The organism is Prevotella sp. BV3P1 (genome assembly GCF_000479005.1).
Lineage (GTDB): Bacteria > Bacteroidota > Bacteroidia > Bacteroidales > Bacteroidaceae > Prevotella.
The window spans coordinates 20,298-35,073 of sequence record NZ_AWXC01000037.1 but is presented as its reverse complement, the minus strand read 5'-3'; the positions used below and the strand labels follow the sequence as shown (position 1 = coordinate 35,073).

The window sequence follows — 14,776 nt, the reverse complement described above, 5'->3', positions numbered from 1 at the left end:
AACGGCCTATTGTGCCACGGCTCTCTCCTGGAAGAATGGTTGATTACTGTTTAAAACAAGTATTTGCGCTGGTTTCAACAACCAAAATCAAGGTTGAAAGGAATCACCTTGTTCGCCCTCAATGCTCGCAGGCGTTTGGATGAAAAAAGTGGACTTGCAAACGCATAACTATTTAGCTGAAAAAAACATGATATTCCCCCGCATTCTAAACCCATTGACTTTACCTGCTAAACCCATTGACTTTGGAGCCCAAACCCATTGACTTTAGCGGCCAAACTCAATGAGATTGGATGCCCATGTATTTTCATGCCTGGAACAGACTCGCTAATGTTGTATAACATTCTGACAATCATGAATTTATAAAAATTCGCAGGATTTTCTCAAATGGCTACCAATTAATGATGTCAGTTGTCATCTGTCGTAAAACAAAAAAAGATGTATCAGCAATTTGATACACCTTTTTTATATAGGGCTAATTATTCGTCAGGCAAGAAAGACTATCCTATCTGCCGCAAGAGATAGGCGCACTTTTCAGCATCCCCTGTGGTTTTGCCCTTGTCGCACGACAACTTAACACAATCGTGCCATTCGCGTTTCTCCGTGATTCGGCTGCGCGTAAGTTTCACGACGATGTTCATAGGCTCGGCATTCGCTACGTCACAGGTCAGAAAGGTGCCCACGCCATAGCTGTCTTGCATGCGCCCATTGACGTATTTGTGTATTCGGATGGCCTTCTCAATGTCCAGTCCGTTGCTGTACACCACCTGTTTAGTTGCCGGGTTGATGCCCAGACTCTCGTATTTCTCGATGATTTTGTCAGTCTGTTCATTCTCATCGCCACTATCTACGCGCAGTCCTACGAACATCATCGCCATGCGCTTGGACAGGTTGTTGAAGAACACTTTGTCGCCGAAGCAGTCGTACAGATAGATACCATTGTCGCCATCGTACACGTCACTGAACTTTTTCATCACGTTGAAGTTGCACTCAAAGACACCGCTGACATTCTCCTCAAACTGGATGAGTTGATGACTCATGGTGCCAATGGGCGTGAGATGGTGCTTCATGGCCAGGTATACGTTGCTGGTTCCGGTGAATCTGCCCGACCAGCGGTGGTGTCCGTCGTCGTCATCGTAGCCACCTTGCTCGTACACCTCTTTCATCACGCGCAACACCATGTCGTGATGATCGAACGAGAAGCGCCGGCGCGTGCCCATATCTCCCAGCACCAGGCCATTCTTGAGAATCTCAACCGCTTTCTGTCGGGTGCGCTCAGCCTCGCGTTTCGGATCGTATGCATCACGCTCTCCACGCAGGTTGTGCATCAATTCTGACACGATGGAGAGGACAGGCATCTCCCACATGATGGCCGAATACCACTTGCCGCGCACCGTAATGTCCAGATGTCCCTGCTCATCCTGTGACACGGTGACCTCGTGAGGATTGAAGCGGTAGCCGCGAAGGAAGGTGAAATACCATTCGGGAAGATAATACATCTTTTTCTTCATGAACTCAATCTCCTCCGAGGTGATCATAACTTGCGGCATGTAGCCCAGTTGTTCTTCCACCAAGGCGGTGAATCCCTTTGGATAAACGGTGTGGTTGCGGTCGAAGAACGTGTACTCAACCTCTGCACGAGGATACTTCTGCAGAACGTAATATTGACAACTGAAGGTGTAAGCGTCGTTGTCGGTGAGGTGACTGATAATCTGTTTCATCGTTTTTTCTTATGTTGTGTCTTTGGCAAAGATAGTGCAAGCCGAAGGCAAAGGAAACCTGTTTGCTTTGTTGAGGCGCAGCCTATCTTATGCAAAGATACGTTTTTCCTTGCAATAATCATGTAAGTTGGTCGATTATTGAATGTTAACGAAATATTTTTCGGATAGTTTTTGGAAAGCAGTACCTTTGCAGATAGATGGTCATGGAACTACAACAAAGGTATGTGTCGTTATCTGTTTTCCCACTGTTTAATATTGATTTTTGATGAAACAACCCAAAATAAAAGCTTTATTTTTTGACATCGACGGTACGTTGGTGAGTTTTAAAACCCACAAGATTCCCGCCTCAACCACAGAATCTCTGAAAAGAGCAAAGGCAAACGGCGTGGAAATATACATCTCTACGGGTCGTCCAACACCGCTCATCACCGTTCTGGGCGACATCGAACATTTGATAGACGGCTACATCACGAGCAATGGAGCCTACTGTTTTGCCCACAACGAGGACATTTGTCTGCACGCCATCCCTGCGAACGATGTTGAAACGATGGTGGAAGAGGCCACCCTGCGACATTTTTCCTGCGTGCTGGTTGGTACAAAGAACCTGTGTATTTACCAGCCGGACGAGAAGTTTCGACGCATCTTCGTGGACATGCTGCAAGTGAAAGCCTTTGAGCAAGGGGTCACTATCGATGAGATTCTTAAAGAACCCATCCTGCAAATGAGTCCGTTCATCACGCCGCAGCAAGAAGAAGAACTCATGCAAAAACTCACTGGATGCCTCTCCGGCCGTTGGCATCCGGAGTTTACTGACGTCACTTCACGATGGGCCGACAAGGGACAGGGACTGCATGCCATGGCCCGTCACCTGGGCTTCTCGATGGAAGAGACGATGGCGTTTGGTGATGGCGGCAATGACATATCCATCATCAAGCAAGCCGCCGTTGGCGTAGCGATGGGCAATGGAGTGCCTGAATTGAAGAAAGTGGCCGACTACGTCACCACGTCGGTGGACGAAGATGGTGTGAAGAACGCGCTCGAACGGTACGGCGTGATTTAAAGACGGTACGCCGAACGACAGCTGCTAGCATGCTGCTGTTTGCCTGTTCGTTTACATCAGCATGCAAAGTTGAACGGCCTCGGCTTTTCATTTTTCGTCTTTTTGTTTCACGCTCTTTTGTCCTTTTACTGAAATGTCGTAACTTTGCAAATAGATAACAACACGAATGACTTATGGAACAAAAACTTTTTGTCTACAATACGCTGACCCGCAGGAAGGAACTTTTCAAGCCAGTGCATGCCCCCAACGTGGGTATGTATGTGTGTGGCCCCACGGTTTACGGTGATCCTCACTTGGGGCATGCGCGCCCGGCCATTACGTTCGACATCCTTTTCCGTTATCTCAAGCACTTGGGATATAAGGTGCGCTATGTGCGTAACATCACGGACGTAGGTCATTTGGAACACGATGCCGACGAGGGGGATGACAAGATAGAGAAGAAGGCTCGCTTGGAGCAACTCGAACCGATGGAGATTGCGCAGCACTATACCAACCGATATCATGCGGCCATGGATGCGCTAAACGTGCTGCCTCCCAGCATTGAGCCTCATGCCACGGGACACATCATTGAGCAAGAAGAGCTGGTGAAACAAATCATGGCGAATGGTTACGCCTACGAGAGCAATGGTTCGGTGTATTTCGACATAGAGAGGTACAATAAAGACCATCGCTACGGCATTCTGTCGGGACGCAACTTAGACGACGTCATCAACAACAGTCGTGAGTTGGATGGCGTAGGCGAGAAGCGCAACCAAGTGGATTTTGCACTATGGAAGCGCGCCATGCCCGAACATATCATGCGCTGGCCCAGTCCGTGGAGTGACGGATTTCCCGGTTGGCACTGTGAGTGTACGGCCATGGGACGTAAGTATCTGGGCGATCATTTTGACATTCACGGCGGCGGAATGGACTTGGTTTTCCCGCATCACGAGTGCGAGATTGCACAAGCCGTAGCCAGTCAGGGCGACCAGATGGTGCGCTATTGGATGCACAACAACATGATTACCATTAACGGACAGAAGATGGGAAAGAGTTTGGGCAACTTCATCACCCTTGAACAGTTCTTTACAGGCGAGCACGATGGTTTGGAACAAGCGTATTCGCCCATGACCATTCGGTTCTTCATCCTGTCGGCTCACTACCGCAGTACTGTTGACTTCTCGAATGAAGCTTTACAGGCAAGTCAGAAAGGGTTGGAGCGTTTGATGAACGGCATCAACGACTTGGAGCGCATTCAGACAGCACCTACATCGGATGAGGCTACCCATCAGCTGGTTATGGCTTTACGGCAGAAGTGCCATGAGGCGATGAATGATGACTTGCAGACACCAACCGTCATCAGTAACTTGTTTGAAGCATGTCACACCATCAACTCCCTGCTCGACCACAAAGGCAGCATCAACGCGGAAGACCTTACCGAACTGAAGGATGTGATGCAGCTATTCGCCTTCGACTTGCTTGGTCTTAAGAGCGAGAGGGGAAGTGACAACGATGCGCGCGAGGCGGCTTACGGCAAGGTGGTTGACATGGTTTTGGCACTCAGAGCTAAGGCCAAGGCTGAGAAAGACTGGGCTACGAGCGACCAGATACGCGACGCTTTAGCAGAAAATGGATTTGAGGTGAAAGACACCAAAGACGGGGTGACGTGGAAACTGAATAGATAAGGTAGGTGCCAATCGGGTTCTTTGGTTGAAGATGTACAATTGTTTGCACGGCAAACACCGTACCGATACATGATAATATCGTCATGTTCCCACGCACACTGTCGTAGTATAGTCGTTTTAAATGATGAATAAGGAGAAAGAAACCAACAGCTCAAGTCGAACCAGATGAACGCCGCGGTTTTGACAAATAAAGCAAATGAAAAAAGGTGTAGGCACGCATATCCCATGCGTTTCTACACCTTTTTCAGTCAATGACAGCAACTGTCATGTTTACGGTCAGCTATCATCTTGCTGATGATGAATGAAGCTAATCACTCCCCTCACCTTTGGAGAAGGGCGGGGGGGTGAGGCTTTCTTTCTTATAACGCCTCTCCAAACAACGTCGCTGACGTGCTGGCGACAATGCGCACGCGCACGGTTTCGCCGATATGGTGATTTGCTTTGTCGAATACCACCATCTTGTTTTGCTCCGTTCTACCGCAAAGTTGCTCTCTGCTGCGTTTGCTGAACCCCTCTACAAGCACGTCGAAAGTCTTGCCTTCGTCCTTTTTGTTGGAGACGGCGCTTAGTTCTGTTTGCAGATGTATCATCTCGTTCAGGCGCTGTATCTTCTCTTCTTCGGGTACATCGTCTGGTAAATGCTTCGATGCATAGGTGCCTGGACGCTCGGAATACTTGAACATGAAAGCCGAGTCGTAACCAACGGCACGCATTAAGGCCAGCGATTGTTGGTGGTCTTCATCCGTTTCGCCATGATACCCCACGAACATGTCGGTAGAAACGCCGCAATCTGGAATGATGCGACGAATGGCATTGATGCGATCCATGTACCACTCAACCGTGTATTTGCGGTTCATCAGCTTCAATATCTTGTTGCTGCCGCTCTGCACCGGCAGGTGAATGTGCTTGCAAACATTAGGCTCTTCGGCAATTACGCGCAGCGTATCGTCGCTCATGTCCTTAGGATGCGACGAGGTAAAGCGAATGCGTACGCCGGGAACTTCGTGTGCCACGCGGCGCAAGAGCTTTGGAAAATCAATGGTTTCTGCCGCGATTGTTTCGCCTGTTGCCGACAAATGTTCGGGAATGGTAAAACAATAAGAATTGACGTTTTGCCCCAACAGCGTAATTTCCTTGTAGTGCTTGTCGCGCAAGTCGCGCACTTCTCGCAAGATACTCTCTACATCTCTTGACCTTTCTCTACCTCTTGTGTAGGGTACGATGCAGTAGTGGCAGAAGTTGTTGCATCCCCTCATAATACTTACAAAGCCTCCTATCTTGCCTAAGAGAAGCCGTTGAGGAACCACATCCTTATAGGTTTCGGTCTTCGAGAGTTCTATATCGATTGCTTTGTTGCCCGTTTCAGCTTGCGCAATCATGTCGGGAAGGTTCAAATACGAATCGGGGCCACACACCAAGTCGGTGTGATGGTTATTCAACAAATCGTCTTTCACCCGTTCGGCCATACAGCCCAACACGCCTAATATCAGGCTTCTGCCCTTCTTTCGCTCTGCGTGAAGCGAGTCAAGTCGGTTGTATATCTTGTTCTCAGCATTCTCTCTGACACTGCATGTGTTCAGAAAAATGGCGTCAGCCTCGTCCTCCTTGTCGCATATCTCATACCCCGCCATCCGCATGACCGATGCAACTACCTCGCTGTCGGCCACGTTCATTTGGCATCCGTATGTCTCTATATAAAGCTTCTTCATTGTCTTTGATTTTGGATTACAAAGGTACAAAATTTCTTCCACATGCTGATTGAAACGCATAAAATGCGAGAATAAAAAAATACGCTGCAACTCTCAACGAGCTACAGCGTATAGTATGTTTAACTAAAAATCTTTCTCAGTAAATGAAAACCTCACGGCCTTCATTGTTACCTGTTAAACAATCTGTTTAATTTACCTTAAACCTAATAACTAAAAACCTAAATCTATTACTACTAACCTAAACAATCTATTAACCTTTTTGGTACTGCAAAGGTAGGCAGATTTACCACTCGTTCCAAATAAGTGAGCCATTTTAGTGTTCAAAACGCCTCTTTCTTGACCTATGTCAATATTTTGTGTCCGTACACAATATACAAAACAAGACTTCTTCTACCCTTTCGTTATAAACAAACATGTATCACTTTTGCCACGCACATACGATGCAAATGGGAAGAATGACGCAAGTTCAAGGGTGAAATGGGCTAAAAACAGGCGAAATACTTGTTGGTGTTTCCGATTTAGCGTACCTTTACATCAGAATCAAAACGACCTATATGCGCGTTCTTATTGTGAATACCAGCGAGAAAACGGGGGGTGCCGCAGTGGCTTCCAACCGATTGATGCAGGCCTTGAACCAGTCGGGTGTCAAGGCCAAGATGTTGGTAAAGGATAAAGAAACCGACCATCTCACCGTTACGCAGTTGCCTCATCAAGCACTGAAAAGGTTGCATTTTCTATGGGAACGTTGGTGTATATTTTGCCATTTGCATTTCTGTAAGCGTCATTTGTTCCATGTTGACATGGCCAATGTGGGCTCTGACATCACGTCGTTGCCCGAATTTCAAGAGGCTGACATCATTCATTTGGAGTGGATCAACCAAGGAATGTTATCGTTGCGTAATATTCAAAAGATTCTTGAGAGTGGCAAACCGGTGGTATGGACCCTGCATGACATGTGGCCGGCAACGGGTATTTGTCACCTTACCCTGTCGTGCCAGAACTTTAAAACGCAGTGTGGCAACTGCATGTACCTACCCCATCATGGTTCACAAAACGACCTCTCGCACAGGGTGTGGAAACGAAAACAAAAGGTATATGCATCGGGCAACATCCGTTTTGTGGCGTGTAGCAACTGGCTTGCCGCACAGGCAAAGGCAAGCGGACTATTGCAGAACCATGCGGTGACAGTCATTCCGAATCCCATCGACACCCACCTTTTTGCGCCTAACGATAAGGTAGCGGCTGCCAGGCGCTTGGGGTTGCCTGCCGATAAACAGCTTGTTTTGTTCGCATCACAGCGCGTAACGAACGAGAATAAGGGCATTCGGTACCTCATTGAGGCTTGCAACCAACTCGTAGCGGTTCATCCTGATATGAAAGACAGGGTTGGATTGGTGATGTTGGGCGGCCATGCGGAGGAGTTGGATGGTGCGTTTAGCTTGCCAACTTATTCGCTCGGATATGTCAACGACACCAAGAAGATAGTGGACGTGTACAATGCAGTGGACGTATTTGTGCTGCCTTCGCTCTCAGAAAATCTCCCCAATACCATCATGGAGGCCATGTCATGTGGCGTACCCTGTGTTGGTTTTGATGTCGGAGGCATTCCCGAGATGATTGATCATTTGCAAAACGGCTATGTGGCTCGCTACAAAGATGCCGCATCGTTGGCCGAAGGTATCGCGTGGATACTTGACAAAGATACGAATGGTGCGGAACTGAGTAGGCGGTGCATCCATAAAGTGCAAACCGCTTATGCGCAACAACATGTGGCAAAGCGCTATCTGGGGATTTATCAAGAGGCGATGGAGGAAGGCAGAAGGTTGTGAACTGGAGTTATTGGGAGTGATCAGGAGTTAATAGGAGTTATCGGACATGATCTTTCTCGATAAAAAAAACTATTGTCTGTTAACTCCCGATTACTCCCCCGTAACTCCCATTAACTCCCTAAACAAAAAGAGATATGATAAAATTCAGCGTCATCACCTGCACCTATCAGGCAGAAAAAGAATTGCAACGAACGCTTGACAGTGTGCTGATGCAAAGATACAAAAACGTGGAACACTTGATAGTTGACGGTGCTTCTACAGATGAAACAGTGCGTATGGCCAAGCGTTACGCCGCACTTTCTGCCGAGATGGAAACCGGACACGAGGTGGTGGTGGTTTCAGAACCTGACCATGGCTTGTACGATGCCATGAACAAAGGAATACAGAGGGCTACGGGCGACTATGTGTTGTTTCTCAATGCCGGTGACAGCTTTCCGGCAAACGACACGCTGGAGCTTGTGGCTGGTAGCGTGGGCACATACGATGTCTTGCCCGCCGTGCTGTATGGTGATACCCATATCGTTGATGACAAGGGCCAATTTGTACGTCGTCGGCGCTTAACTCCACCGCGCCATCTCACCTGGCGCTCGTTCTTACACGGCATGCTGGTGTGCCATCAGGCTTTTTATGCACGCACCGACATTGCCAAGGTTACGCCTTACCTGACGAAGTATCGCTATTCTGCCGATGTTGATTGGTGTATACGAATCATGAAAGAGGCGGCTCGTAGACACTTGCCCTTGCGCAATGTGCAGGCTGTGGTGGCGAATTATCTGGATGGCGGCATGACCAATCAAAACCACCACGCATCGCTCAAAGAGCGTTTTCACGTCATGGCGTCGCATTATGGCTACCTGCCAACCCTCGTGATGCACGGCTGGTTTGTGCTAAGAAGCGTTTTCAAACGATGAATTGACGGTGACCTTGCATGCCGATGACAGGTCTGTTAACGTGCGTAGTGCCAACCAGAGAGGTAAACCTGCGACACTTTTCATGTTTCTCACACACTGAAAACATCAACAAATCTGCACATAGCGGTTATATCTTCAGTTACGTTCAAATAATAAAAACAGTTCCTCCTTGTTAGAAAGAACTGCGATTGTGACGTTTTCTTGTGCCTTTGTGTCGGCCAGATGATATGCCCTTTTTTGCACAAGTGGGCGTTAAACTGCTACAAGTGAACGTTAAGTTGCTGTTTATTCGTGCCGCATTCTGATGTTAAGAGTATCTCAAGATGCTTCCTGGCTTAAGCTTCGCAGATTTACTGATATGGCTCAGCCTACAAATCTGCTCAACCGTTACACCGCGTTTGCGCGCAATCGAGGAGAGTGTTTCGCCTGCCATCACCTTATGGTATTGTACCTGGGTAGGCATGACCATCTCATTGTCTTCGTTCTTGTAGGCTAATTCACCACGAACCTCTTCTGGTGAATATCTTCCGTTTCCTACTACACCACGCAGACGAGTGGCTTCTGCAGACTCTCGTTGATAGGAATTGTTTCTGAACATATAGAAATCGCCTGTGACATCTTGAGCCCTGAAGTCAAACAAGAGTGCGGGATTCAGAGCCACGCCGCATAATCTGGTTTCAAAATGAAGGTGAGATCCGGTACTTCTACCCGTATTCCCCCCCAGTCCAATCACGTCGCCTGCTCGTACTTCCTGATTCTCTTGCACTAATTGTTTCGACAAGTGACCGTAAATAGTCTCCAATCCGTTGTTGTGGCGGATGACGATATAGTTACCATATCCACGTGCCTCATAGCGGACAATCCGCACTTTGCCACTGAAGGCAGCACGGATTGTGTCTCCGATGTACACCTTAATGTCCAAACCTTTGTGCTGACGTCCCCAACGAGAACCAAAGTTACTCGTCACCACGCGGCTGGGTGTGGGCATGTAGAAGTGGCGAAGATCTATCTTGAATGAATCTGGAAGAGCTGTCGCACGGTGTGCATAACGGTTTTCCCATTCGTCATACAACTGGGCAGCAGGTGACTCTGTATTTTCTTTTTCAATGATGCTATGCAGCAAAAGCGTATCTACGGCTTTCATCTTCCGGTCTACGGGAGCCTGTTTGGCAAGTAAATCTTGCGCTGTTGCTGATTGAGCGATTGTCCCAAAGACTGCAATAAAAGCAAATGTTTTTATCTTGTTTATAAATGCCATACAAATTTTGTTAGTTTTAGGTCTCCCAAAAGAGCTAATCAAAAATGTTTTTTAAAGATTTACCAGATGCTGTAAGAAATCCTTCAACTTTAAAAAGTGGTTGTGCAAATATAACGATTATATTGCAAAGTTGTTACGTCATTAACAGAATTTATAACGGTTTTAACTAACTTGTAATGAGTACAAACAGTTACTAAGAGATTGATGCCCAATTGATATTGGTCTTTCTCAGCTCATTGAGTCTGTTCCAAAGCAGGCTGTACTCTGTCTTTTCGCAAAGCGGGTCGGCCTCTATGATTTTTTGTGCTTCGTCACGAGCGAGCTGTATGATTTGTCCATCGCGTGCGATGTCGGCTATCTTGAGGTCGAAGGCAATACCACTTTGCTGCGTACCCTCCAGATCTCCAGGTCCACGGAGCTTCAAATCGGCCTCTGCAATCTGAAAGCCATCGCACGTTTCGCACATGATGTCAATGCGTCTGCGGGTTTCTTTCGACAGTTTGTGACTGGTTACCAAGATGCAATAACTCTGTTCGGCGCCTCGTCCCACACGTCCTCTGAGCTGATGAAGCTGTGAAAGTCCAAATCGATGAGCATCAAGAATCACCATGACCGAGGCGTTTGGCACGTCCACACCCACCTCTATCACCGTCGTAGCCACCAGGATTTGAGTTTCTCCACGACTGAACCTCTGCATTTCGGCATCCTTTTCTTTCGGTTTCATCTTGCCATGTACCTTGCTAAGTTTAAAGTCTGGGAAGATTGTACATAGCGATTCGAACCCTGCTTCCAGGTTTTTCAGATCAATTTTCTCGCTCTCAGTAATCAGCGGAAAGACGATATATACCTGTCGGCCCTGTTGGATTTGCTTCCGTATGCCTTGGTACAGACTCGTCATCTGATTGTCGTATTGATGAATAGTCTGTATGGGTTTACGCCCAGGTGGCAATTCATCGATGACACTTACGTCCAGATCGCCATAAATGGTCATAGCCAAGGTGCGTGGAATGGGTGTCGCCGTCATCACGAGGATATGGGGTGGCCGTTCGCTCTTACCCCACAATTTGGCTCTTTGCGCCACGCCAAACCGGTGCTGCTCATCGACAACGGCCATTCCTAGGTGTGAAAATCGCACGTTATCTTCGATAACTGCATGCGTTCCTACCAAGATATGAACCTCTCCGGTGAGCAATCCGTGGAACACTTCGTTGCGTTTTTTGCCTTTCACCATGCCCGTGAGCAGTTCCACGCGCACATCCATTCCTCCTAAAAACTTCTTGATGGTGGCAAAATGTTGTTCGGCCAGAATCTCCGTAGGGGCCATCATGCATGCCTGATAACCATTGTCAATGGCTATGAGCATGGACATCAGGGCCACTAATGTCTTGCCCGAACCCACGTCACCCTGCACCAACCGGTTCATTTGTCGGCCGGTTGTCATGTCCTTGCGTATCTCATGCATCACTCGTTTCTGCGCGTTTGTCAACTCAAAAGGCAGGTTGTTCTTGTAAAAATGATGAAACTGTGACCCCACATGGTTGAAAACGTAGCCCTGGTACTTACGTTTGCGGTCGTTGGCATAGCGCAGGATGTTGAGCTGAACGTAAAACAATTCTTCAAACTTGAGGCGTAGTTGGGCGCGCTGCACGTCATCAAGACTCTTTGGATAATGAATCTTTGCCATGGCTTCGGCGCGTGAAATAAAACGCAGAGGCCCCGTGATGAACGGAGGAAGCGTTTCGGGCAGGTCGTTCTCGCCGAGCTTATCAACCAGCGTCTTGGTGAGTTTCTCAATGGCATGCGACTGCAATCCCGACTTTTTCATGCGCTCTGTCGTCATGTAATAGGGTTGCATGCCCATTTCGGACAGCTGGATGTCGGCCGCTTTATCAATGTCAGGATGCGCAAACTGGTATCGCCCGCCATAGATGGTTGGCTTGCCGAAAACGACATACTCTTCGTTTACCTTATAATTCTTGTAAACATACTGAGTGCCTTGAAACCAAACAAGGTCGGCAATGCCAGTACCATCGCTGAAATGAGCCACCACCCGCTTCTTCCTCGGACTCATAGTGAACTCTTCAAAACTCAGAATCTTGCCTTTGAGTTGCACGAAAGGCAGGTCGCCTTGTAAGTCGATGATACGGTAGATGCGACTTCTGTCAACGTATTTGTAAGGATAATACTCGAGCAAATCGCCCCATGTAGCGATGTTGGCCTCTTTATCCAATATCGCCTTACGCTTGGGTCCAACCCCCGGTAGGTATTTGATGTCTTGCTCGAGTATGGATGACATGGTTTCAATGAAATAAGCATTTACCCTCTTTGGTCAGCTTCTGCTGGCTCTTGCGCAGACTGCTTGCCGCCGCATTTCCCTTTTTCTCCAGCGTTAGCGTGGGGCGTTTGGCCGTGCTGAAGCATGGCTTCGGCAAGAACGAGGTCAAAGGGCGTGGTAATCTTGATATTCTCTCGGTTGCCGTCTACCATGCTGACGCTGTGCCCGCATGCCTCAATCACCGAAGCATCGTCGGTGAACGATTCCTGGTCAGGTTGTCCGAAGGCTCGCTTGGCCAATGCGATATCAAAGACTTGCGGCGTCTGTACGATGCGGTACTCACTGCGCAGCACGTTCTTTCCGCCGCCTTGTCCGCCGACGTGGCGCAGGGTGTCGGTCACGGGCAGTGTGGGGATGACGGCTTTTTCGGCTCTGGCAGTTTCAAAACAACGCTCGATAACTTCAACTGACACAAACGGACGAACGCCATCGTGGAACCCTACCACGCCATCGGCAGCATCGGGAATGGCAGCCAAACCGTTCTGACACGATTCATAGCGCGTGCTTCCTCCATCTGCAATGGTGTGCGCAAGGTCAAAGTGGTGACGCTCACACAGTGTTCTCCATTGAGCTTGTTGTTCGCGAGGCAACACCACGATGACGTTCAGCTCCTTGCTGTATTGGTAAAAACGCTCGATGGTGCGCATCAGAACAGGTTTCCCGCCAATGGGCAGAAACTGTTTCGGCGTATCGTTTCCCATGCGAAGGCCTTTTCCTCCGGCAACGATAATGACGTAGTTCATGAGTTCATGAGTTCATTATTTATGAGTTGGTGAGTTCATGAGTTTATGAGTTGGTGAGTTTTTCCTCACCGCTCCATCAAATGGGCGTATTGCATTTTTTGCTGCAACTCCTTCGTCTTGGCTTCACCCACGAACATCTTCAGGATTTCGTATGCGTATGGGAACGTTGCAGCGGGACCCTCTCCCGTGATGATGTTGCCATCGACGGTGTACAATTCAGCCGTGTATTCTGCACCCTCGAGGTACTTCTCAAAGCCCGGAGAGCATGTCGCCTTGCGGCCTTTCAGCAGTCCTAAGCTGCCTAAGACCATCGGTGCGGCACAGATGGCACCAATATGCTTGCCCTTGGCGTTATGGGCCAGCAGTGCTTCTCTCACGCCCGCATGCTCGTTCAGGTTGGTCGCACCGGGCAAGCCGCCGGGAAGCATCAGCATGTCGGCATCGTTAAAGTCGCGCATGTCTTCAAATTTCACGTCGGCCTTGATGGTTACGCCATGGGAAGATTCCACCCACTCGGAGCCTGTAACGCTCACTGTCTTGATTTCAACACCGGCTCTGCGGAAAATGTCTACGGGTGCCAAGGCTTCAACTTCTTCGAAACCATTGGCCAAAAATTCATATACCTTTGCCATATTTGTTATGTTTAGGAGCCTTTTGAACTCCTTGGTTAGCTATTTAATAATTGTCATTGCAAATATAATAAAAATATTTCAATGCTGCGCATCACATCTCCTGTCATTTGGGAATGATTGACGCAGGTTAACGTTGTTTTAGATTCGTCATCCTTTCTTTCAAACACGCAGAGATATCTCCATGCTCCATTGTAAAACAGAGGTTCATACAACGATTGGCACCATCGCAAAAAACGATACGCTTTGCCTGGCGCATGCGGACTGAAAATATCCAACTTTTTTACCAAAAAACGGCCCAAAAACGGCCCTTCGCAATTCTCATTCTGGAGAAAAACAATAGGCTTGGCGGATGAAAACAAGGAGCTTTTTTGCCTCGAAATAGTGGTTTTCGTCCCAAAAACGATGATACTACCTTTCAACATACACCACTTTGCTACCTTAGAACCATGCAATTGAACGCCAAAAGCATAGCAATTGCATCGCAAAAGACATGCTATTGGCTTGCTGGAACGTGAAAACTAGTCGCAAACAGACAGCCGATATCTACAAAAAACTGATTACCAGCATGTTATAAAAACCGCTTCATTTTCGGCTTATTTGCAATCTGAGGCGGGGTTGGTTACAAATAAGCAAATATGGAGAAGCTCTTTGTCAAGACTATTCACACAATTTGTTCACAAAGTCTTCATGCAGCTGACAAAACATAAATGCTCAAAAGAGGCATCACTGTATGTAAAACAGATAGATACCAGTAGAATACATATTTTTTATATTTACATGATGTAGTACAAATGATACCTCGCCAGCACTACCTTAGAATAACTTCGAAACATGATTTTAATGCAAAATAATCGTAATAAATACGTGTTGTGTCAATTATTTTTTGTTAATTTGCAATAAGTATCATAAAACACGGA

Annotated in this window: 10 protein-coding genes; 4 read left to right on the top strand and 6 right to left on the bottom strand. The window is 47.7% G+C overall.

Annotated elements, in window-relative coordinates:
* Positions 1-497 precede the first annotated feature (497 nt).
* The gene (gene pncB, locus HMPREF1254_RS06605) at positions 498-1,718 is read right to left on the bottom strand and encodes a nicotinate phosphoribosyltransferase (protein WP_023057926.1); all 1,221 of its coding nucleotides are present in this window, start codon (positions 1,716-1,718) and stop codon (positions 498-500) included.
* Between the two features lie 265 nt (positions 1,719-1,983).
* On the opposite strand from pncB, the gene HMPREF1254_RS06600 reads away from it, so the two are divergent.
* Complete coding sequence (locus tag HMPREF1254_RS06600) at positions 1,984-2,778, top strand: Cof-type HAD-IIB family hydrolase (protein WP_023057932.1); 795 nt, start codon at positions 1,984-1,986, stop codon at positions 2,776-2,778.
* 173 nt (positions 2,779-2,951) lie between these two features.
* Positions 2,952-4,442, top strand: coding sequence for a cysteine--tRNA ligase (gene cysS / locus HMPREF1254_RS06595; protein ID WP_023057906.1), 1,491 nt, complete (start codon positions 2,952-2,954; stop codon positions 4,440-4,442).
* A 359-nt stretch (positions 4,443-4,801) separates the two neighbouring features.
* Here the strand turns inward: cysS and miaB are convergent, their stop codons facing one another.
* Positions 4,802-6,151 (bottom strand): tRNA (N6-isopentenyl adenosine(37)-C2)-methylthiotransferase MiaB, encoded by a 1,350-nt coding sequence (gene miaB, locus HMPREF1254_RS06590; protein WP_036879220.1) that lies wholly within the window; start codon positions 6,149-6,151, stop codon positions 4,802-4,804.
* A 554-nt stretch (positions 6,152-6,705) separates the two neighbouring features.
* Here miaB and HMPREF1254_RS06585 point away from each other — a divergent pair.
* On the top strand, positions 6,706-7,980 hold the full coding sequence (locus tag HMPREF1254_RS06585) for a glycosyltransferase family 4 protein (RefSeq protein ID WP_023057884.1): 1,275 nt from the start codon (positions 6,706-6,708) through the stop codon (positions 7,978-7,980).
* Between the two features lie 134 nt (positions 7,981-8,114).
* Positions 8,115-8,891, top strand: coding sequence for a glycosyltransferase family 2 protein (locus HMPREF1254_RS06580; protein ID WP_023057944.1), 777 nt, complete (start codon positions 8,115-8,117; stop codon positions 8,889-8,891).
* Positions 8,892-9,198: 307 nt separating this feature from the next.
* Here the strand turns inward: HMPREF1254_RS06580 and HMPREF1254_RS06575 are convergent, their stop codons facing one another.
* The 4 genes from HMPREF1254_RS06575 to HMPREF1254_RS06560 all read right to left on the bottom strand — a co-directional run bounded on the left by HMPREF1254_RS06575 (position 9,199) and on the right by HMPREF1254_RS06560 (position 13,859).
* Positions 9,199-10,149, bottom strand: coding sequence for a peptidoglycan DD-metalloendopeptidase family protein (locus HMPREF1254_RS06575; protein ID WP_023057954.1), 951 nt, complete (start codon positions 10,147-10,149; stop codon positions 9,199-9,201).
* A gap of 193 nt (positions 10,150-10,342) precedes the next feature.
* Positions 10,343-12,445 (bottom strand): ATP-dependent DNA helicase RecG, encoded by a 2,103-nt coding sequence (recG, locus tag HMPREF1254_RS06570; protein ID WP_023057909.1) that lies wholly within the window; start codon positions 12,443-12,445, stop codon positions 10,343-10,345.
* A 20-nt stretch (positions 12,446-12,465) separates the two neighbouring features.
* Positions 12,466-13,227 (bottom strand): 2-C-methyl-D-erythritol 4-phosphate cytidylyltransferase, encoded by a 762-nt coding sequence (locus HMPREF1254_RS06565; RefSeq protein WP_023057892.1) that lies wholly within the window; start codon positions 13,225-13,227, stop codon positions 12,466-12,468.
* 65 nt (positions 13,228-13,292) lie between these two features.
* Positions 13,293-13,859, bottom strand: coding sequence for a DJ-1 family glyoxalase III (locus tag HMPREF1254_RS06560; protein WP_023057922.1), 567 nt, complete (start codon positions 13,857-13,859; stop codon positions 13,293-13,295).
* Positions 13,860-14,776: the final 917 nt, after the last annotated feature.